25 protein-coding genes and 1 pseudogene are annotated in these 18,553 nt (G+C 71.6%); 16 read left to right on the plus strand and 10 right to left on the minus strand.

Translation table 11 applies throughout. The annotated features are described in order from the left end of the window. Positions 1–560: 560 nt before the first annotated feature. A complete protein-coding gene (locus tag PV410_RS11350; RefSeq protein WP_500323961.1) occupies positions 561–785 on the minus strand; it encodes a CDGSH iron-sulfur domain-containing protein in 225 nt (74 codons plus the stop codon). After that, entirely contained in the window at positions 766–1,422 is a 657-nt protein-coding gene (locus PV410_RS11355) for a HemK2/MTQ2 family protein methyltransferase (protein WP_500323962.1), read from the minus strand. Before PV410_RS11355 ends, PV410_RS11350 begins: the two co-directional genes overlap by 20 nt. A gap of 215 nt (positions 1,423–1,637) precedes the next feature. On the opposite strand from PV410_RS11355, the gene PV410_RS11360 reads away from it, so the two are divergent. The 10 genes from PV410_RS11360 (at position 1,638) to PV410_RS11405 (ending at position 8,405) form a co-directional block, all read left to right on the plus strand. Next, positions 1,638–3,368 carry a PP2C family protein-serine/threonine phosphatase gene (locus PV410_RS11360; protein WP_500323963.1) on the plus strand — a complete coding sequence of 577 codons (1,731 nt, stop codon included), beginning with the start codon at positions 1,638–1,640 and terminating at the stop codon, positions 3,366–3,368. Between the two features lie 83 nt (positions 3,369–3,451). Beyond that, complete coding sequence (locus tag PV410_RS11365; RefSeq protein WP_500323964.1) at positions 3,452–4,609, plus strand: PP2C family protein-serine/threonine phosphatase; 1,158 nt, start codon at positions 3,452–3,454, stop codon at positions 4,607–4,609. A gap of 129 nt (positions 4,610–4,738) precedes the next feature. Then, positions 4,739–5,575 (plus strand): Rieske (2Fe-2S) protein, encoded by an 837-nt coding sequence (locus PV410_RS11370; RefSeq protein ID WP_500323965.1) that lies wholly within the window; start codon positions 4,739–4,741, stop codon positions 5,573–5,575. A gap of 39 nt (positions 5,576–5,614) precedes the next feature. Further along, a complete protein-coding gene (locus tag PV410_RS11375; protein ID WP_500323966.1) occupies positions 5,615–6,091 on the plus strand; it encodes a hypothetical protein in 477 nt (158 codons plus the stop codon). 160 nt (positions 6,092–6,251) lie between these two features. Then, complete coding sequence (locus tag PV410_RS11380) at positions 6,252–6,578, plus strand: plasmid stabilization protein (RefSeq protein WP_500323967.1); 327 nt, start codon at positions 6,252–6,254, stop codon at positions 6,576–6,578. Positions 6,579–6,608: 30 nt separating this feature from the next. Beyond that, positions 6,609–6,764 carry a DUF6131 family protein gene (locus tag PV410_RS11385; RefSeq protein WP_326579019.1) on the plus strand — a complete coding sequence of 52 codons (156 nt, stop codon included), beginning with the start codon at positions 6,609–6,611 and terminating at the stop codon, positions 6,762–6,764. 141 nt (positions 6,765–6,905) lie between these two features. Next, positions 6,906–7,592: a UdgX family uracil-DNA binding protein gene (locus PV410_RS11390; RefSeq protein WP_500323968.1), complete on the plus strand. Its 687-nt coding sequence runs from the start codon at positions 6,906–6,908 to the stop codon at positions 7,590–7,592. A 24-nt stretch (positions 7,593–7,616) separates the two neighbouring features. Next, positions 7,617–7,847, plus strand: a complete 231-nt coding sequence (locus PV410_RS11395) for a DUF6480 family protein (protein ID WP_500323969.1) — start codon at positions 7,617–7,619, stop codon at positions 7,845–7,847. Positions 7,848–7,898: 51 nt separating this feature from the next. Then, on the plus strand, positions 7,899–8,114 hold the full coding sequence (locus PV410_RS11400) for a hypervirulence associated TUDOR domain-containing protein (RefSeq protein WP_500323970.1): 216 nt from the start codon (positions 7,899–7,901) through the stop codon (positions 8,112–8,114). A gap of 108 nt (positions 8,115–8,222) precedes the next feature. Further along, complete coding sequence (locus PV410_RS11405) at positions 8,223–8,405, plus strand: hypothetical protein (protein WP_500323971.1); 183 nt, start codon at positions 8,223–8,225, stop codon at positions 8,403–8,405. A 311-nt stretch (positions 8,406–8,716) separates the two neighbouring features. On the opposite strand, the gene PV410_RS11410 is transcribed toward PV410_RS11405, so the two are convergent. Next, positions 8,717–9,277 (minus strand): hemerythrin domain-containing protein, encoded by a 561-nt coding sequence (locus PV410_RS11410; protein WP_500323972.1) that lies wholly within the window; start codon positions 9,275–9,277, stop codon positions 8,717–8,719. Positions 9,278–9,503: 226 nt separating this feature from the next. Here PV410_RS11410 and PV410_RS11415 point away from each other — a divergent pair, with 226 nt between their 5' ends. After that, positions 9,504–10,178 (plus strand): HhH-GDP family DNA glycosylase, encoded by a 675-nt coding sequence (locus tag PV410_RS11415; protein WP_500323973.1) that lies wholly within the window; start codon positions 9,504–9,506, stop codon positions 10,176–10,178. 143 nt (positions 10,179–10,321) lie between these two features. On the opposite strand, the gene PV410_RS11420 is transcribed toward PV410_RS11415, so the two are convergent. Beyond that, positions 10,322–10,660, minus strand: coding sequence for a DUF3040 domain-containing protein (locus tag PV410_RS11420; RefSeq protein ID WP_500323974.1), 339 nt, complete (start codon positions 10,658–10,660; stop codon positions 10,322–10,324). A 175-nt stretch (positions 10,661–10,835) separates the two neighbouring features. Next, on the minus strand, positions 10,836–11,003 hold the full coding sequence (locus PV410_RS11425) for a DUF5670 family protein (protein ID WP_018561957.1): 168 nt from the start codon (positions 11,001–11,003) through the stop codon (positions 10,836–10,838). A 108-nt stretch (positions 11,004–11,111) separates the two neighbouring features. Between PV410_RS11425 and PV410_RS11430 the strand changes: the two genes are divergently transcribed. After that, positions 11,112–12,251 (plus strand): winged helix DNA-binding domain-containing protein, encoded by a 1,140-nt coding sequence (locus PV410_RS11430; RefSeq protein ID WP_500323975.1) that lies wholly within the window; start codon positions 11,112–11,114, stop codon positions 12,249–12,251. Positions 12,252–12,396: 145 nt separating this feature from the next. Next, positions 12,397–12,609 carry a hypothetical protein gene (locus PV410_RS11435; RefSeq protein WP_500323976.1) on the plus strand — a complete coding sequence of 71 codons (213 nt, stop codon included), beginning with the start codon at positions 12,397–12,399 and terminating at the stop codon, positions 12,607–12,609. 68 nt (positions 12,610–12,677) lie between these two features. Here the strand turns inward: PV410_RS11435 and PV410_RS11440 are convergent, their stop codons facing one another. The 3 genes from PV410_RS11440 to PV410_RS11450 all read right to left on the minus strand — a co-directional run bounded on the left by PV410_RS11440 (position 12,678) and on the right by PV410_RS11450 (position 14,346). Continuing rightward, positions 12,678–13,151 (minus strand): hypothetical protein, encoded by a 474-nt coding sequence (locus PV410_RS11440; protein WP_500323977.1) that lies wholly within the window; start codon positions 13,149–13,151, stop codon positions 12,678–12,680. 46 nt (positions 13,152–13,197) lie between these two features. Further along, positions 13,198–13,755, minus strand: coding sequence for a hypothetical protein (locus PV410_RS11445; protein WP_500323978.1), 558 nt, complete (start codon positions 13,753–13,755; stop codon positions 13,198–13,200). A 114-nt stretch (positions 13,756–13,869) separates the two neighbouring features. Further along, on the minus strand, positions 13,870–14,346 hold the full coding sequence (locus PV410_RS11450) for a MarR family winged helix-turn-helix transcriptional regulator (RefSeq protein ID WP_500323979.1): 477 nt from the start codon (positions 14,344–14,346) through the stop codon (positions 13,870–13,872). Positions 14,347–14,495: 149 nt separating this feature from the next. Between PV410_RS11450 and PV410_RS11455 the strand changes: the two genes are divergently transcribed. After that, positions 14,496–14,717: a hypothetical protein gene (locus PV410_RS11455; RefSeq protein WP_500323980.1), complete on the plus strand. Its 222-nt coding sequence runs from the start codon at positions 14,496–14,498 to the stop codon at positions 14,715–14,717. Positions 14,718–14,819: 102 nt separating this feature from the next. On the opposite strand, the gene PV410_RS11460 is transcribed toward PV410_RS11455, so the two are convergent. Together PV410_RS11460 and PV410_RS11465 are read right to left on the minus strand one after the other, a co-directional pair. Beyond that, positions 14,820–16,442 carry a phytoene desaturase family protein gene (locus tag PV410_RS11460; RefSeq protein ID WP_500323981.1) on the minus strand — a complete coding sequence of 541 codons (1,623 nt, stop codon included), beginning with the start codon at positions 16,440–16,442 and terminating at the stop codon, positions 14,820–14,822. 25 nt (positions 16,443–16,467) lie between these two features. Continuing rightward, positions 16,468–16,926, minus strand: coding sequence for an SRPBCC family protein (locus PV410_RS11465; protein ID WP_500323982.1), 459 nt, complete (start codon positions 16,924–16,926; stop codon positions 16,468–16,470). Positions 16,927–17,035: 109 nt separating this feature from the next. On the opposite strand from PV410_RS11465, the pseudogene PV410_RS11470 reads away from it, so the two are divergent. Both PV410_RS11470 and PV410_RS11475 read left to right on the plus strand, forming a co-directional pair. After that, positions 17,036–17,914, plus strand: a pseudogene (locus PV410_RS11470) (SDR family oxidoreductase); the annotation flags it as partial. Next, positions 17,900–18,379 carry a DUF5994 family protein gene (locus PV410_RS11475; RefSeq protein WP_500324237.1) on the plus strand — a complete coding sequence of 160 codons (480 nt, stop codon included), beginning with the start codon at positions 17,900–17,902 and terminating at the stop codon, positions 18,377–18,379. The pseudogene PV410_RS11470 and the gene PV410_RS11475, both read left to right, overlap by 15 nt. Positions 18,380–18,553 lie beyond the last annotated feature (174 nt).

An 18,553-nucleotide genomic window follows, 5' to 3' on the forward strand; every position in this document is an offset into this window, starting at 1 on the left:
TTCGCCACACACCACGTCTCGCTGGAGGAGGCCCCGCAGGCCTACGACATGTTCCAGAAGAAGGCCGACGGTGCCATCAAGGTCCTCATGCACCCGTGAGGGACGATCCCGCCGGGGAACCCACCGGGCATTCCGCAAGCCTCCCCACGTCGAGAGGGGTCCGTGTGCCATGCCGCGGGGGCCCTGGCGGGCGGCTGAGTTCACCCGGTTGTCCCATCAAGGCGGATGCCGCGGTGCCGATACCGCGGTAGTGCGCTGAGGAATCCGGTCGACAGGCTCCCTGCGTCCCGCGGCCCCGGGACGTACCCTCCGTTGAAGCTCTGCCCGCCCCGGGAGCGGGCTGGGCACGTGGCTTGGGCCAGAGCGACGTGCTGCTGCAAGTCGTGCGGGAGCTGTGCGCCCGCGGGCTGCTCACCGTGCGTCCCCCGAGCACCGATTCCGAGGCGCGGACCGTGGCCGACCATTGCCGCTGAGGTCCGGCTTCCGACGCTGGAGGACGCTACAAAAGGCCCGCATGCCGTCCTCTCCGCCGCGAGCCGGGCAACCGCCGTTCCGGCCACCTAATCCGCGGGAGCCGGGGCAGGCCGGGCGCGCCGGCGATGGCTGGTGTCGCACCACGGGTAGGTGCGGCTGCGGCGGCAGGCGCAGACAGCCACGACGAAGCGGTCGGAACGCACGACACGGCCGTCGTCCAGGACCACCTCGACGGGGCCCTCGATCAGGATCGGGCCGTCCCTGGTGATCGTCACGCGCGTCGGCGCCGGTTCACCGTTCACGTTCGGCACGGATCACCACCAGCTCTTCCTTGTCTTCCCCCGCGGCTATCAGCCCTTGGGCCTGCAGCCACGCCGACCGGTCGCGCAGCACGGGACCGAAGGGGATGTACCGGCGCTCGGTGACCGCGGCCCGCAGTCCGGCGTGACGTAGCCGGCCCAGGGTGCGCTCGACACAGCAGAGAGCCGAGTGGACCAGGAGCAGGACGCCTCCCGGGGCGAGCAGCGGCGGCACGTCGGAGCAGATGCGGTCCAGCAGCGCCCGGCCGTCGGACCCGGCATCCCACGCCAGGGCGCGACCGCGGGTCGGTAGGTCCGCCTGCGGCGACGGAACGTACGGCGGATTGGCCGTGATGAGGTCGAAGCGGTGGCCCGTCACGGGTGCGGTGAGGTCGCCGCGCAGGACTTTGACGCGCAGGCCGTTGAGGCGGGCGTTGAGCCAGGTGGTGCACACCGCGCCCAGGGATGCGTCCACGGCGGTCACCTGCGCGGCGCCGCGCTCGGCGGCGGTCAGGGCCAGCGCGCCGCTGCCCGTCCCCAGATCGAGGACTTCGGTGCCGTCGGCGAGAGGCTCCCGCTTCAGCGCCTCTTCGAGGAGGAGCGTGTCGTCCTGGGGGCGGTACACCCCTGGCGGGGACAAAAGCCACATAGGGCACGACTACCCCGCGGCACCGGAACTATCATGAACTTGAGGGCAAGGTACGGGACCGGTCGCTCCGTGTGGGCGGCCTCCTCCAGGTTCTGCGCCCCCGTGCCGGGCGCTGTCGTCGCGCCCCTTCGTCGGCGAGAGCGTGAGCCGACCGCATGGGATCCTGGTGCGCGGGTAAGCCGGGAAAGCTGGGTTGCACCGGAGGACAGGGGAACATGGACGCCGTCGTACCGGACACCGGACCGCCCTTCCTGGAGGGATCGCGGGCCCTGCGTGTGGGCATGCCCGACAGCCTGCTGGACGGCGTCATGGCGCCCGCCTACGTGGTGGACGGCGAGGGGTCGATCATCGCGGCCAACGAGGCGGCAGGGACCCTCCTGCAGAGGTCCACCGCGGATCTCCTCGGTCAGGACGCACATGACCTGCTCCACCGTGACAGCCACGGTCACACCCTGCCGCGCTCCCGTTGCGAGATGCGTGACGCCCTGCTCACGGAACGCACCCGGCACGGCGACGTCGGGTGGTTCGCCCGGGGGGACGGCAGCCTGCTCGGGCTGTCCTGGTTCCTGACGCCGTACGGCCTGGGGCCCGGAAGGCCGGGGGCCCTGGTCATGCTCTACCAGCGGCAGGAGGCGGCAACGACCGACCAGGAGCCGGCAGCGGGGCTCTCGACGCCGCTGACGGAGCTCGACCGTCTCGCCCTCCTCGCGGAGACCACCACCCAGCTCACCTCGACACTCGACGTGAACGAGGCGCTGCACCGCCTGGCCGCCCTGACCGTGCCGCTGCTGGCGGACTGGGCGGTCGTCGACCTCCTCACCGAGAACGAGGAGGTGCGGCGCGCCCTGGTGGTCCAGAACAAGGACGGTCTCCTGATCGAGCGCGCGGACCTGCAAGGGCCCATGCCGCCGGTGCCGCAGGAATCCCCGATGCCGCTGTCCCGCGCCTTGCGCGGCGCCGCGTCGACCATCGCCACCGCCTCGACGTACCACGGCCCTCCGGACTCCGGGATCGCGGTCGAGCAGCACCGGCTCTTCGAGAGGACGGGCATGCACTCCGCGGCCATCGCCCCGATCCGTGGGCTGCGGGACGTGCTCGGGGCGCTCACCCTGGGCCGCTCGGAACGCCCGGACGGCTTCACCGCCGGTGACCTGCCGCTGCTGGAGGACGTGACCCGCCGCGCGGGACTGGCGCTGGACAACGCCCGCCTCTACCAGAGGCAGCGCAAGGTCTCCGAGACGATGCAGCGTCACCTGCTGCCCCAGATGCCCACGATCCCCGGCCTGCAGATGACCGCCAGGTACGTCCCGGCCCCGCAGGCCTCGCAGGTCGGCGGTGACTGGTACGACGCGTTCCCTCTCGTCGACGGCGCCACCGCACTGGCCATAGGCGACGTCGTCGGACACGACCTGGACGCCGCCGGCGGCATGGCACAGGTCCGGAACATGCTGCGCGCCTTCGCCTGGTCGGATCCCGAGTCGCCCAGCGCCGTCGTCACGCGCCTCGACCAGGCCGTCATGCACACCGCCGAAGTGCCCATGGCGACCATGATCTTCGCGCGGCTCACCAGCGCCGATGACAGGCTGTGGCGACTGGAGTGGACCAACGCCGGCCATCCGCCGCCGCTCCTGGTGACCCACGACGGGCAGACCAGCTTCCTCACCGAGGGCCACGGCATCCTGCTCGGCACGGGCACCGACAAGCCGCGCCAGGACGCCGTCGTCACCCTGCCCCCGCAGGCCACCCTCGTGCTGTACACCGACGGGTTGGTCGAGTCGACCAGGCACTCCATCGACGTCGGCCTCGACCGGCTCCGCCAGCACGCCGCTTCCCTGGCCCGGCGCCCCCTGGACTCGTTCAGCGACTCGCTGCTGAGCCAGGTCCGCCCCCAGGACAACGACGACGACGTCGCCTTCCTCGCTCTGCGCACACCCGCCGCCCCGTAGGACCGGGCCGGCCGCCCTCGGATGCGGTCCTGTGAGTGAAGCGGCCAAGGTGGGAAGAAGTGCAGGGAGCAAGGGAGGTCGCCGTGTCGCATGACCAGCTCGGGCTCGACGACGTACTCACGGCAGCGGAGGCAGCCTCGCCGGTGAACTCGCTGGACGTGGTGGCGCGCAACCTGAGGGAGCGGTTCGGGGCCCGCTCGGTGTCGTTGCTGCTCCCCGACGTCATCGGCCAGAAGATGGTGCGGGTCAGCGAGGACGCGGACTCGCAGCAGGTCAGGAGCGCCGATCAGGTTCCGCTGCACGGCAGCGTCTACCACGACGTGCTGCGCAGCCAGCAGGTGACGCGGGTACCCGGCGACGGGACGGGTGAGCGGGTGATCGCGCCCGTCACCAACCGGGGCGACACGATCGGGGTGCTGGAGCTGACCCTGCCCGACGCCACCGACGACGTGCTGGGACAGGTTGCCGAGGCGGCGCTCGCGCTGGCGTACATCGTCGTGACCGATCGCCGCTTCACCGACGTCTACCAGTGGGGCAAGCGCACGACGCCGATGACCTTGGCGGCCGAGATCCAGCGGCAGCTGCTGCCCACGGCCTCCTGCTGCACGGTGAACGGGTTCACCGTCGCCGGGGCGCTGGTGCCCGCGGATTCCATCGGCGGTGACACCTACGACTTCACCCTGGACTACGACACGCTGCACCTGTCGATCACCGACGCGATGGGCCACGACATCAGGTCGGCGATGCTGGCCACCGTCCTGGTGAACGCCTCCCGCCGCGCCCGCCGTGCCGGGTGCGACCTGGCGGAGCAGGCCCGCCAGATGCACGAGGCGATCCAGCAGCACGGCAGTCACGGGCTGGCCACCGGGCAGCTGGTCCGTGTCGCCCTGGACGGAACCGGCTTTCAATTGGTCAACGCGGGGCACCCATGGCCCCTGCGCCTGCGCGACGGAACGGTCGAGGAACTGCGCCTCGCCGTCGACCTTCCCTTCGGAGTCCCTTCCCCGGCTCCCCACCGGGTTCAAGACCTCGACGTGCGCGCCGGGGACCGGCTCGTGCTCTACACAGACGGCATGCAGGAGCGCCGGGCCCGCGGCGTGGACCTGGCCGTCATGCTCCGCGACTCCGCCGCCGAGCACCCCCGCGAAGTGGTCGAGATGATGACGTCCGCCGTGTCCGTCGCCTGCCACGGCCACCTGGAGGACGACGCCTCGATCGTGTGCCTGGACTGGCGTGCGTAGAAGGCCACGGTTGCCGCACGGCCGGATGCCGGGTTTGTCGTGGAGTGAGGAGGAAAGCCGCTCCACATGAGGCTTATGAGGCTTACGAGCGAAAAGCAAGGGTCCCCGAACGCCGCCCTTCCTGCGGCGATGGACACCCTCGAAGGGCAGGAGTGGCTCGACGGGCTTGCCGCCGTCGTCCGCAAGGCCGTGCGCGCCCTGCCCCTGGGCCGAGGGCGCGACGCGCTGCGCGGGCTGTGGCTCGGCCACCCCGTGCACCCGGTACTCGTCCAGGTGCCGATCGGTGCCTGGACCTCCGCCGGGGTGCTCGACCTGCTCCCCGGCGAGAGCCGTGCCGCCCGCCGTCTGGTGGCGCTGGGCCTGGTCTCCGCGGTGCCCGCGGCCCTCGCCGGATGGGTGGACTGGGCGGAGCAGCGTCCCCGGCAGGCCCGCGTGGGCCTGGTCCACGCGACCGCCAACGCCGTCGCCGTCACCGCGTACGCCTGCTCACTGGCGGCCCGGATCAAGGGCCGCCCGGTCCTCGGCCGGGCCCTCGGCTTCGGCGGCATGACCGTGGCCACGGTGGGCGGGGTGCTCGGCGGCCACCTCGCCTACCGGCAGGGCGCCGGCGTGAACCACGCCGAGGCGGTGCCGGTGCTGGTGGAGCCGGGCTGGCATCGCGTCGGCGTGCCGCAGGACTTCCCGTTCGGCGAGCCGGTGCGGCGGATGGCCGACGAGGCGGCCGTGGTCGTGGTGCGCGCGGACGACGGGCGGTTCCACGCCCTGGCCGACCGCTGCAATCACATGGACGGCCCCCTGCACGAGGGCAAGGTCATCGAGGGCTGCCTCGAATGTCCCTGGCACGGCAGCCAGTTCCGCCTGTCGGACGGTGCGAACGTCCAGGGGCCGGCGACCGCGCCGCAGCCCCGCTTCGAGTGCCGGATAGCCGCCGACGGGCAGGTCGAGGTCCGGCTCGCGCGGTCCTGAGCCACCCTGGGCCACCCTGAGCCACGAGGAGGAACTGCCATGAGTCAGCAGGCTCTCGAGATCTACATGAACGACCACCTGGCGGGCTCCACCACCGGGCAGTTGATCTCACGTCACCTCGCCGACCACCACCGCTCCACGCCGCACGGCGACGAACTGCGGCGTGTGGCCGACGAGATCGCCGAGGACCGGCAGAGCCTCCTCGACCTGATGGCCGCGCTCGACGTCCCGGCGCGACGTCACAAGGTCTACGCGGGATGGCTCGCCGAGAAGGCGCGCCTGCTCAAGCTCAACGGCCGTGTCGTCCGCCGTTCCGGCCTGAGCACGGTCATCGAACTGGAGGCGCTGCGCCTGGGCATCGAGGGGAAGAGCCTGCTGTGGCAGTCGCTCCTGTCGCTCACACCGAAGAAGGATCTGGACGAGGACCGGCTGCGCACCCTCGTGGACCGCGCGCAGGAGCAGATCGACACGGTGGAGACCGTACGCCGCGAAGCCGTCGGCGCCGGCCTCGGGTGATCCCGGCCGCCGCCCGGCCCGCAACGGCGTGCCGTCGCGCGCTCCGTGGCAACGCCTGTGGCGTCTTCCGCCGTCAGGCCGTTCGGGTGAAAAGTGTGATGATCCTCCGTTTCGGGGTAGCCGTGACTCAAGACCAAGATGAGCAAATGGGGTGAATCACATGCCCGCAGGGTCGAGTCGCAAGCGGGAGCGGCAGTACGAGCACATCAAGGAGAGCGCCGAGAACCGGGGCGAGAGCGAGAAGCGGGCCAAGGAGATCGCCGCCCGTACGGTCAACAAGGAACGCGCCCGGGCGGGTGAGTCCAAGACCGCCAGCCGCTCCTCCATCGAGGACATGTCCTCGGGCAAACGCGGCGGACAGCGCTCCGGCAAGGGTTCCCAGGGACCCACTCGCGACCAGCTCTACGCGGAGGCCAAGCGCCGCAACGTCGACGGTCGCTCCCACATGAACAAGGCCGAACTCCAACGCGCCCTCGGCGACAGCTGAGCGCACGCGGGTCAACCAGCGGAGGACATCATGCTCATCCTCGGCATCATCCTGCTGATCATCGGCTTCCTCACCGGGATCTCGATCCTGTGGACCATCGGGATCATCCTCGTGGTCATCGGCCTCGTGCTCTGGGTGCTGGGCGCCGTGGGGCACAGCGTCGGCGGGCGCAAGCACTACTGGTAGGCGGCGCGGGTCCGGTCGTCAGCCAGTCCGGAGGCCGCGCGCGACCGCCATGGCGGCCGCGCGCGGCCACGGCCGTGGTGACGCGACACCCAGGTCTGTCCTGACCGGCTTCCCACCAAGGCTGCGGGGTAGGCACCCCCCATGGCGGACTATGACGCCTCGCCCTACGTCCCCGAGGACGCGGACCTGGCGGCGCTGAGCAGCGCGGCCGCGGGGTGCCGGGGGTGCCCGCTGTACGCGGATGCCACCCAGACCGTCTTCGGGCACGGGGAGCCGTCCGCGAGGCTCGTACTGGTGGGCGAGCAGCCCGGGGACCAGGAGGACCGGCAGGGCCTTCCCTTCGTCGGCCCTGCCGGGAAGGTGCTGCGCAGGGCGCTGGACGAGTCCGGGATCGATCCGGCCGACGCCTACGTCACCAACGCCGTGAAGCACTTCAAGTTCACCGTCCCGGAGCATGGCAGGCGGAGGATCCACAAGCAGCCCACGCTCCGCGAGGTCGCCGCCTGCAAGCCCTGGCTGGAGGCCGAGCTGGAACGGATCGCCCCGTGGATCGTGGTCGCCCTCGGCGCGACCGCCGCGAAGGCCCTGATGGGCCCGGAGTTCCGGGTCACCCGGCAGCGCGGGAAGCTCCTGACGCCGGGCGTGCCCCTCGACGGGGCGCACGTCCTCGCCACCGTCCACCCCTCCGCCGTACTGCGCGCCGGCGAGAACCGCGAGGAGATGTACGCCGGACTGGTGGCGGACCTGCGCGTGGTGGCCGACGCCCTCGGACGATCCGATTCCGTTTCCCGGGCCGGGTCACGGGCAGATGCTCAGCAGATGCACTGACCGCGTCCCTCTGGGAGGTGTGCCATGAGCACGCCGCATGCAGCCGACCGTTCCGCCCCGAGCAGCAGTGCCGAACGCAAGGTGCCCCCCACGGAGACACCCCCGGCGGAAAGCAGCACCACCCACGGAATCTCCCTCCCCGAGCGGCCGGAACTTCGCAAGGCGTGGGGATTCGCGCCGCTGGTGTTGATCTTCTGCGTCGTCGCGATCTTCCTCGCGGGAGTGATCGCCATGATCGTCGCACTCTCCTCCTAGCTACGGCGCAGGGGCACCCGGACATACGAACGCCTGCGCGAGGAGGAATCCATGGCCGAGCGCGACCTGAGCAAGGGCGACGAGGTGTCGTGGAAGAGCCACGGCCAGAAGGTGACCGGCAAGGTCAAGAAGAAGGTCACCAAACGGACCCGGGCGGCGGACCGCACCGTCGACGCCTCGAGTGAGGAACCGCAGTACGAGGTCGAGAGCGACAAGTCCGGGCGCTCGGCGGTCCACAAGCCGGGGGCACTGGGCAAGGACGGGTGAGCCGTGGGCAACGAGGGCGGCCTCGGCCAGGGCTCCATGCGATGCCCGCCGTCCGCGGCGGATGCCACCCCGCGTCCGTCGATACCGGGCACCCGAAAGGAGACACACGTGAAGCGCGACGAGACGCCCGAAGGTGCGGAGCACACCGCCCCGCCGCCTAAGGACCAGCAGGATCTCCAGCAGGCCCGCGGGCACCGCGGGCGCGATCCCGACACGGCGGAACGGGGACGACCGGACACCGACGTTCCCGACGCGCCGCGCGACCTTCCACCGCAAGAACCCCCCGACTGACGATCGCGCCGACCGGGGGGCACGAGGTGATCCCGGACGCCGGGAGGGGGGACCCGGCGTCCGGGGCATTCACCCACCATGCGGCTGCCTCACCGCAGAATCCGGATGCCCCGGATTCGCGGTGCGACACGCGGCTGGAGGCCGGCTTCGCTGGGCTCGGGGAGGACCTCAACGAACACGTGGTGGGCGGCGGATGGCCCGCCGCGGACGTCCGCCACGAGATGCTCGTGGAACCCCGGTCACCGCCGTGTCAGGCCCCTGTGCCGTTCCGGCGGTCGCCCGCCGCAACGGCCCAGGGAGGCCGGCTCGCGTCAGGAACGGCCGCGGCCGGTGACGAAGTCGCGTGCCCGGTCCACCAGCCCGGTCCCCGGCGCCAGGAGCTTGTTGCCGGGCGGGGTGTCCGGGGCGCTGGGGTGCGGGCGGGTCGGGGCGACCTTCTTGGCCCGGCGGACCTGGTCCCCGAGCTCGTAGAGCTGCTCGGGCGAGCATGCCTGCGCCAGGCCCGGGAAGAGCTGCTGCTCCTCCTCCCTGACGTGCTCGGTGACATCGGTGATCAACTTTCCCACCATTTCGTCGAACCGGGCGTCGTCGATGTCGACGTCCTCCAGGTCCTTGAGGACCTGTTCGACCTCGGCGTGTTCCTGGATCTCCTTGTCGGCCAGGGCGTCCCCGCCGGGCAGGTGCTTCCTGACGGCCGGGTAGAGGTACATCTCCTCGGCCACCGAGTGGCGTACGAGCTCGATGGTGACCTCGTCGAGCACGTTCCGGCGTTCCTTGTCACCCGCGGGCAGGGCCCGCAGACGGGCGAAGTACTCCTCCACCTCGCGGTGGTCGGCCGTGAGCTCTGCGATCACGTTTCCGCCGTGTCCCATCACATGACTCCCTTCCGGGTCGGCGTGCGGTCGACGGTCTTCTCCCGGGCTGCTTCCCGGTCCCACGGAGGACACGCCCCCTTTGTCGGCCATCCGGACGACGATCTTCGGCCCAGGCCGCCACCACGTGGATGCCGGGATCGATCGCTACGCCGTGTAGGGCGCGGGTGGCCGGGTAGCAGCCTGCACTGAGGCGGTGATCCGCTTCCGGAGAAGGTGATGTGTGATGGCCGGGACCACCGGACCCCGGGACCGTGCGAAGGACAAGGCGACGGTCGAGGCCTTGCTGGACAGCGAGGGGCACACCTATGCCGAGGACGCCGGCATCAAGCTGAAGAACACCCCGCAGCCGCTCTACCAGGCGCTGGTGGCAGCCTGCCTGCTCAGTGCCCGGATCAAGGCGTCCGTGGCCACTGACGCGGCTCACGAGCTCTTCGCCGCGGGCATGCGCGACCCGCGCCGGATGCGCGACGCCACCTGGCAGCAGCGGGTCGACGCGCTGGGCAGGGGACACTACCGGCGCTACGACGAACGGACGGCGACGCAGCTGGGGGACGGGGCGGAGCTGCTCCTTGACCGCTACGGCGGCGACCTGCGCCGGTTGCGGGACGAGGCGGACGGCGACCCGGACGAGATCCGGCGCGCACTGCGCCAGGTTCCCGGGCTCGGGCCGGTCGGCGTGGAGATCTTCCTGCGGGAGGTACAGGCGGTCTGGCCGGAGACGGGCCCCCTGTTCGACGACAAGGCCCTGCAGGGCGCCAAGCGGCTCGGCCTTCCGGCTCGGCCGGAAGAGCTGGCGGCCCTGGTGCCCAAGGCCGCCCACGCGGTCTTCGCGGCCGCCCTGGTGCGGGCGGCGCTCGACCGCCACGTGGCCGAGGAGGTCGCCGCCGCCCAGCCCTGAGCGGGAGTTTTCCAGCGGCGAGCTTGCCACGGGGCGGCATGATGCCGGGCTCGGGGGGCTCGCTGTGCACGACGCCCCTGGCGTGACGAGGTGACCGCGGCCGTGGCCCTCGCCGCGCTCACCGTCCGCCGGCTGAGGGTCCGTTACACGACCTGCCTGCGCCGACCGATGCGCCGCCTGGGCGAGGTCGGCCACGCGGCGGCGAGCAAGGTGACGGCCCACGAGGCCGCGCCGACCCACACCAGCGGGGTCTCCTTGGTCAGCGTCGCCGACAGCAGCAGTGCCAGGGTGGTGCCGGCGAGGAAGGTCACCAGCAGGGCGCGTGGCCACCGCGCGAACCGCGCCGCGATCTCCCGCAGGGGGGTACGCACGCGCATGGTGCGCAGTCGCCGGGCGAGCGCCCGGTCCTCACGGCGGAGCAAACGCTCGATTCCGTCGAGAGCCATGCGTTCCCGGACGGTGAGCCGGCAGTCCTCCCTCATCAGCATCTCCTGGAGGCGTGGGCCGGGCTGCTCCGGCCATCTCTGCCCCGCGTGTACCCCGTTGTGCGGCAGGGACCGCCGCCGCGGCAGGAATGACCTGATACGACCGGTGGCGGACGACGGACGGGGGCCCGCCGCGATGCGCGGCGGGCCCCGGCGTGCTGCGGGCGAGAGGTCACCATCGGTACCAACGGCGGCGCCCACCGCCTTCGGCGGCCCGGAACACGAAGCCGAGCAGCCACACCACCAGCACGATGATGGCGATCCACCACAGGGCCTTGAGGGCGAAGCCCGCACCGAAGAGGATCAGGGCGAGCAGCAGGACAAGAAGCAAGGGAACCATGTCGTCAACCTCCTGACCCCGCGTCTGCCCTGGTGTTCCGTGACCATGCACCACCGGGCCGCGGCGTCCACCGGAAGGACTGTCGGACCGGGGCGGCATAATCCGGCCATGAGCCTCACCGCGCGGCAACTCACCCTCGCCACCCTGGACCGTCAGCTCCTGCTCGAGCGCAGGCGCCTCGACGTGGCCGAGGCGGTCCGCCGGGTCTGCGCGCTGCAGGCACAGACCCCGGCCTCCCCGTACCTGGCGCTGTGGAACAGGGTTCGGGACTTCGCGCCCGAGGACCTCGACGCGGCGTTCGCGGACCGGCGGATAATCAAGGCGACCCTGATGCGGATCACGCTGCACGCCGTCCACGCCGAGGACCATGCCGCCTACCACGCCGCGATGGTGGGCACGCTGCGGGCGTCACGGCTGTACGACCGCCGCTTCACCTCGACCGGGCTGGACCCCGCCGACGCCGACGCGCTGCTTCCCGAACTCGCCGGGTTCCTCGACCGGCCCCGCACCGGCGCCGAGGTGGAGAACGAGGTCGCGGGACGTTTCGGCGAGCACGCCCACCGCGTGTGGTGGGCGCTGCGCACGTACGCCCCCGTGCATCACGCGCCGGCCGGCGGCCCCTGGTCGTTCACCCTGCCGAACACCTACCGCGCCTCCGCGGCGGTCCCCGCGCCCGAGCCCGAGCAGACCGACGCCGGGGTGCGGCGACTGCTGCTCGCCTACCTGGGTGCGTTCGGGCCCGCCTCGGCCCAGGACTTCGCTCGCTTCACGCTGCTGCAGCGCTCCGTCATCACCCGGGCGCTGGACGGGCTCGGCGACCAGGTGGTGCAGGTGGCGGGACCGGGCCGCGCCGCCCTGTACGACCTCGCCGACGCCACCGTCCCCGATGAGGACACGCCGGCGCCGCCGAGGCTGCTCCCCATGTGGGACAGCATCCTGCTGGCCCACGCCGGCGCGGGGCGGGTCGTGCCAGGGGAGTACCGGCCGGTGATCGCGCGGCGGAACGGCGACACGCTGCCGTGCCTGCTCGTCGACGGGCAGGTCGCCGGCGTGTGGCGCGCGACCGGCGACGGCCTGGAGCTGACCGCCTTCCGCAAGCTCGGCAAGGCCGCCTGGCAGGGGCTGGTGGAGGAGGCGGCGAAGCTGTGGGCTCTGCTCGCCGACCGCGACCCGGCCGTCTACCGGCGCTACGGACACTGGTGGGACAAGGGGTTCCCCGGCGTCGAGAGCCGGTTCGTGAAGGCCTGAACGTGGCGCCGCGACGTCGGCTTCGCCGTTTCACCGCCTCGCGTCATGTCGCGGAGGCTGCTCTGCCGATCTTTCGCGTACTTATCATCGGGTTTATACGTGATGATGCTGAGACGCCACTGTCCGAGAAGGGAGGAGTCAGCCCATGGAGCAGCCGGAGGAGGAGACCCGCCGGGCCCCGGACCGAGACCCGGGGGAGGAGGCGACCCGGGAATCGGGAACGCCGTCCTCGGATGCACCGGATGCACCGGATGCACCGGATGCACCGGATGAACCGGATGAAGAGGAGCGGGGCTCGGAGCAGTTGAAGATTCCACCGCACGAGAAGCGTCGGGGAACCGGCCTGGAAGATTTCTAGGTCGTCCTCCCGGCACCCGCACAGCGGTGGGCGGGACGCCGCCTGGGCAGCGCCCCGCCGCGCCGGACTCAGGTGGACAGCAGGCGGTTGAAGAAGGACCGGTAGCGCCGGAGCGCCGTGCGCAGGTCCTCCGTGTTCACCTGCTCGCCACGGGTCCACTGGCCTTCCAGGTCCCCCTTGTGCTGGGCGAACGTCGATGCCAGCTTCTGCATGACGTCGGCCACCAACTCGTCGGCGGCGTGCACGGCATCGCGGGGGTCGTCGACGAACTCGCTCTGGATCTGCTGCCAGCGGTCGCGGAAGTGCTCCTGGTCCTGAGAACCCAGCAACTGCGGGGCCTCATCCGATGCGGTCTCCTGGACAGGAGTGCCCGCCATGTCCTCCGGGGGCGGTCCGCCCCGGGTTCCGCTGCTCTCGCCTGGGTACTCCGGTGCCCGGGAGGCCGCTTCCGGGCGGTCCGGCTCGAGGCCGGCGGGTGCGTGGGTCTCTGCGAGGTCTTCGGTGGCCAGACCGCTTCCGCGGGAGGCACGCTCGCGTTCCATGGTTCTCCGCCTCTCCAGATGGGGTGTTCCGGGACGGGCCCTTCGCTCAGGCCCGGGCGTGGCGCCGCCCACCGCCGTCGGTGAGCAGTTCGTCGAACAGGGCGCGGTAGTGGACCATCGCGCCGCGCAGCTGTTCGGTCGTGGCCTCGTGCCGGGTGCTGAGGTCGTTGACCTCGTGGGCCGCCCGGTAGTGGTCCAGGGTCCGGCCGTGCTCCACCGAAAGGTCCTTGACCTGCTGGTCGAAGTTCTCGGTCGGGTAGCCGCGGTCGCGCATCAGGGAGCCCACCAGGCTGTCGGCGTCGTGGACGGCGTCCTCGGGCCGGTCGACGAACTCCTCCTGGACGCTGGTCCACTCCCGCGCGTAGCGGTCACGCACACCGCTCGGCAGCGGCTTGATGTCCAGCGAGTCGTGACGCTTGGTGCGTGCGGCGAGGTCCCGCTCGGCGTCCTTGCGGCTGTCGGCGCCTTCCACCGTCCGGTCGTACTCCGGGCCGAACCGTTCCTTCAGGCGCCGGTGGCGCATGAAGAGGGTGGACGCCACCGCGATCAGGGCGAGTATCACCACCACGGGGATGATGATCGCCAGAAGTGTCCCTGTTGACATGGGGTCGACTCCCTAGCACTTACGGGAACCCCCCTCAGGCTGACGCCTGCCCTGGCACCGGTATCCAAAACGCCATGTGTGTGGGCATTCGTCACGTATGACGCCAGTGGCACCTCAGGCCGTACCGTGCTCCGCGCGCAAGTGCTCGACGACCGGGGTGAGGGCTTTGCGGAGGGCCGCCTGGTCCTCGGCGGGGAGCAGGTCGATGAAGTGCTCCCGGACGGCGGCGACGTGGTGCGGGGCGACGTTGCGCATGGTCTCCCAGCCCTCGTCCGTGAGGACGGCGAACAGCCCGCGCCGGTCGGACTCGCAGTTCTCGCGGCGGACCAGGCCGGCGTTCTCCATGCGGCTGATCTGGTGGGACAGCCGGCTCTTGGACTGCAGGGTGGCGCGGGCCAGGTCGCTCATCCGCATGCGGTGCTGGGGCGACTCCGAGAGGTTCACCAGGATCTCGTAGTCGTTGATGGTGAGGTCGAACGGCTCCAGGTCGCGTCCGAGCTGGTGGAGCAGCAGCGTGCCGACCTCCAGATAGGTGCGCCAGGCGCGCTGCTCGTCAGCGGTCAGCCATTCGTCGCTCTTGCCCTTCGCCATTTCCCCATCCTATCGAGTGCGGCAATTCTGCTTGAAAGCTCCACATTTTAGCCATTGCGATTGACCCGAATGCATCACTCAACTGTGATCGATCTTCACCGCGAGTACGCTCCGTCGATAGGGATTCAGCCACGACAGGAGCGTTGACCATGCCCGAGATGCGCCTTGCATGCCGCAGTCCTGAAGCGGCTGCCGCCGTGGTGGCGGTAGGCAGTTGCCCCGGTGACCCGCAGCACACCGTGAAGCAGGACGGGGCCGACGTCGTCATCGGGTATTGCGACTCACTGTGGCCCCTGGACGTCGCGGAATGGGCGGCGCTCGAAGGCCACGCCAGCGACCGCGCCGCTGCCCGGGTGATGATCTCTCTGTAGAAGCCGGCGGCAGCGAGTTCCGCAAGGGCGGGGAAACCGGTTCCCGGGAAACGGCGAATCCGGCCTGCGTCTGCCTCACCAAGGCCTGAAGGACACGGCGGATCAGGTGGAGCGCCCCGTGCGGCCGCGGCGGGTGAGGGCACGCTGCGCCCTGCTCAGCAGGCGGCTCGGGGAACGGGATCGCAGCGCGGCATGAGCGGCGTTGGCGCCCGGGGCGCCGTGCACGCCGCCGCCCGGATGGGCCCCCGCGGACGCCAGGAAGAGTCCCGCGATCGGCGTCTCCGGACGTCCCGTTCCCGGGAGGGGGCGGAAGACCAATTGCTGGTGCATGCCCGCGGTGCCGCCGTTGATGGCGCCGCCGTGGAGGTTGGCGTCGTTCGCCTCGAGCTGGGGCGGGGCGAGTACACGGCGGGCGGCGACGAGTGAGCGGAAGCCGGGTGCGTACCGCTCGACCTGCGCTTCGACCCGGTCGGCCATCAGCTCCTGGTCGGTGCGGGTCCAGGTGCCGGTGATGCCCGCCCCGCCGGCGTCGCCGCGGACACGGTGGGGGAGGTGGGTGTACGCCCACGCGGATTGCGTACCGGACGGGGAACGCGACCCGTCCGCCGTGGTCATCTGCCCGAACAGGAGGAAGGGCCGCTCGGGCACCTGCCCCATGGCGATCTGCGCGGCGAACCGCGTCAGTTCGTCGACACCTTCCGCCAGGTGCACGGTGCCCGCCTGCGCTGCCGCGGACGACGACCACGGCACCGCGCCCTTCAGGGCCCAGTCCACCTTGAAGGTCGCGAAGTCCCACTGGAAGCGGCGCAGATCCTCCAGGACCCGGTCCGGGAGGTCGTCCCGGTCGACCAGCTGCCCGTACAGCGCGGGCACGGACACGTCGGCCAGCACGGCGCGGCGTGCCGGCACCGCGTCGCCGTCGGCCGTACGGACCCCCACCGCCCGGCCGGAGCGCACCACGACCTCCGTCACCCGCGCTCCGCACCGCAGCGTCCCGCCGCGTCTGCGGAGCCGCCCGACGAGGGCGGCCGTGAGCGCTCCGGCGCCGCCGACGGGCACGGGGAAACCGTACGTCTGCCCCAGCATGGCCATGAGCCAGCCGAATCCTCCGCTCCCCGCGGCCTCCGGGGCGAGATCGGCGTGGAGCGCGCAGCCGGCCAGCAGCAAGGGGCCCAACTCGCCCCGGAACTCCTCCTCGCCCAGACGGCGCACGGGAAGCACCAGGGTGCGTGCCATGCGCAGCCCACCGCCCGCGCGCAGCCGTGCCGCGAGCCGCAGGCCCGGACGCACCGGAGGGAAGGGCGTGAACAGGGCATCGACGAGGTCGTCGCCGAGGCGCCCCCAGATCGTGCACAGCCGGTGCCATGCCGCGCCGTCGCCGGCGGTCTCCGCGTCGAGGACCGCGGCCGTGTCGACGGCACGCCGGTGCAGCACCGCGCAGCGGCCGTCGAGCAGCGGATGGGCGACGACGGCCGGCGCGTGGCTCCAGCGCAGGCCTTCACGGTGCAGGTCGAGCCCGCGGATGACCGGCGAGGCGGCCGTGAGAGGGTAGAAGGAGCTGAACAGGTCGTGGATGTACTCGGGATGGACGTCCCGCCCGGAGCGGACTCCGCCGCCGGGCTCGTCCTGGGCCTCGAGCACCTCCACGCTCCATCCCGCGTCGGCCAGCAGGTTGGCGGCGACCAGGCCGTTGGGGCCCGCGCCGATCACGACCGCGTCCGCCATGGGTGCCTCCCGTCGTCGGCGCCGTTCAGCCGCCGTCCGTGCCTTCGCATGCCGCGTCGGCCTCCACGGCGTCGGCCAGCCGGCTGAGCATGCTGCGGTGCCGGACCTGGAGCAGCGCGTCCAGCGCGGCATTGTGGAACAGGCCGCCGGGGCCGCGCAGCGGATGCTCGTCGACGATGACCAGCGTGTCCTTGCCCCACGGGCGCAGGTCGATGGCGATCCGCGCGGAGCCGAGCCATCCGCTGAAGGCCTCCAGTTCCAGCTGCCGCGGGGGCCGGCAGATCCGTACGATCGTCTCGCCGGTCAGCTTCACCGGACCCAGCGGAACGGTGTACTCGATGCTGGAGCCGACCGCCGGCCAGTCGCCTTCGCCGCGCCGGGACGACGACGGACCCACGACCCAGTCCCCGTAACGCGTGCCGTCGGCCAGCACGGCCCATACGTCTTCCGGCGCGCCGCCGACGAGCCTGTGCCGAACTGCCATGAGTACCTCCGGTGACCTTCGTGTTCACCGCACGCCCGTTCTTCTGCCCTCGGTTACGGTCGTTATAGGCGTGTTTGCGGAGTTTCCTCGTCGCAGCGGGAGGAGCAAGGTGACGGGCTCCCTGCCTTTGCTGGGCCGTACGGCCGTGGTCACCGGCGCCGCCCGGGGCATCGGGCGGGCGGTGGCGCACGCCCTCGCGGCCCGCGGCGCCCGTGTCGCGCTGCTCGGACTGGAACCGGAGGAATTGGAGTCGGCGGCCGCCGGCGTGCCCGGTCCGGCGCGGGCCTGGCAGCTCGATGTCACGGACGAGGCCGCCCTGCGCCGCACTGCCGACGAGGTGACGGAGCAGTTCGGGCCGGCCTCCGTGGTCGTCGCGAACGCCGGGATCGCCTCCGCTGGCCCCTTCGGCGAGTCCTCCATGGCGACCTGGCGCAGGATCGTCGAGGTCAACCTCGTCGGAAGTGCTCTGACCGCCCGGGCCTTCCTCCCGCAACTGCTGGCCACCCGCGGCTACTACCTGCAGGTCTCCTCGCTCGCGGCGATCGGCGCCGCCCCGTTGATGTCCGCCTACTGCGCCTCCAAGTCAGGGGTCGAGGCCTTCACGCACTCCCTGCGTGCCGAGGTGGCCCACCGTGGCGTCGCCGTGGGCGTCGCCTACCTGAGCTGGACGGACACCGAGATGATCCGCGATGCCCGGTACGACGCGCCCCTGCGCGAACTGAGGGCCCTCATGCCCTGGCCCGCGAGCCGTACCTACCCCGCGGAGGACACGGCGGAGCGGCTCGTGCGGGGCATCGAACGCCGCGCGCCCGCCGTCTACGTACAGCCCTGGCTGCGCGGTGTCCAAGCGGTGCGCACCCTTCTGCCGGGTGTGGTCGCCTGGCGGGCCCGGCACGCGATGGGCGCCCTGGAACGGCGGACGGCAGGCCGGCGCGGGGAGTACGTTGAAGACGACAAGACGAGCGAGAACACCATGGCCGACTCCGACACCCCCCACCCTCCCGGACTCCTTGCGGATGAGATCCAGCGAGAAGTGAAACCCGGGACGGCAGTGCTGAGGCTGGAGACGACCCCCGACCGCCAGGGCATCCTCGACGGTGCGTGGTGGCCGCGTTCCCGCGACATCGTCGCGGAGCTTCCCAGCCTGATCACCGAGTTGGTCCGCCACCTGGGTCCCATCACGCGCGTCGGCCTGGACGCGAGCGCCTGGGACGTACTCCCCACGCGCCTGACCATCGACGACCGGGTCGTGCACATCGACTCCTTCGCCGTCGGTGACGACACGGTCCTGATCACCCGCGGCGAGCGGGACCACTTCTCCCTGCTGGTGGTTCCGCCACAGGCGACCCCCGATGCGGCACGCGCGGCGATGGCCAAGGCGGTGGCGGCCGGCAACGTCCAGGGGGCCGAACAGATCCTCATCGACACGGGCACCCCTCCCCGCGGACCGTGACGGGGGTCCCGGCGAAGCGGCGCGTCCCCTCCGCCCCATGCGCGACGACCCGCGCTCCCGCACCCTGGCACGGGAGCCTCGCGCAACCGCCAACACAACGGCCCCGGCGCATTCACACGCCAGGGCCGCCCTTCCAAACTGCCGCACGTGAGAGTGCGCCAGTTCACTGTCCAT

The sequence above is a fragment of the Streptomyces sp. PA03-5A genome (assembly GCF_033792725.1).
In the GTDB taxonomy this organism is placed as follows: Bacteria; Actinomycetota; Actinomycetes; order Streptomycetales; family Streptomycetaceae; genus Actinacidiphila.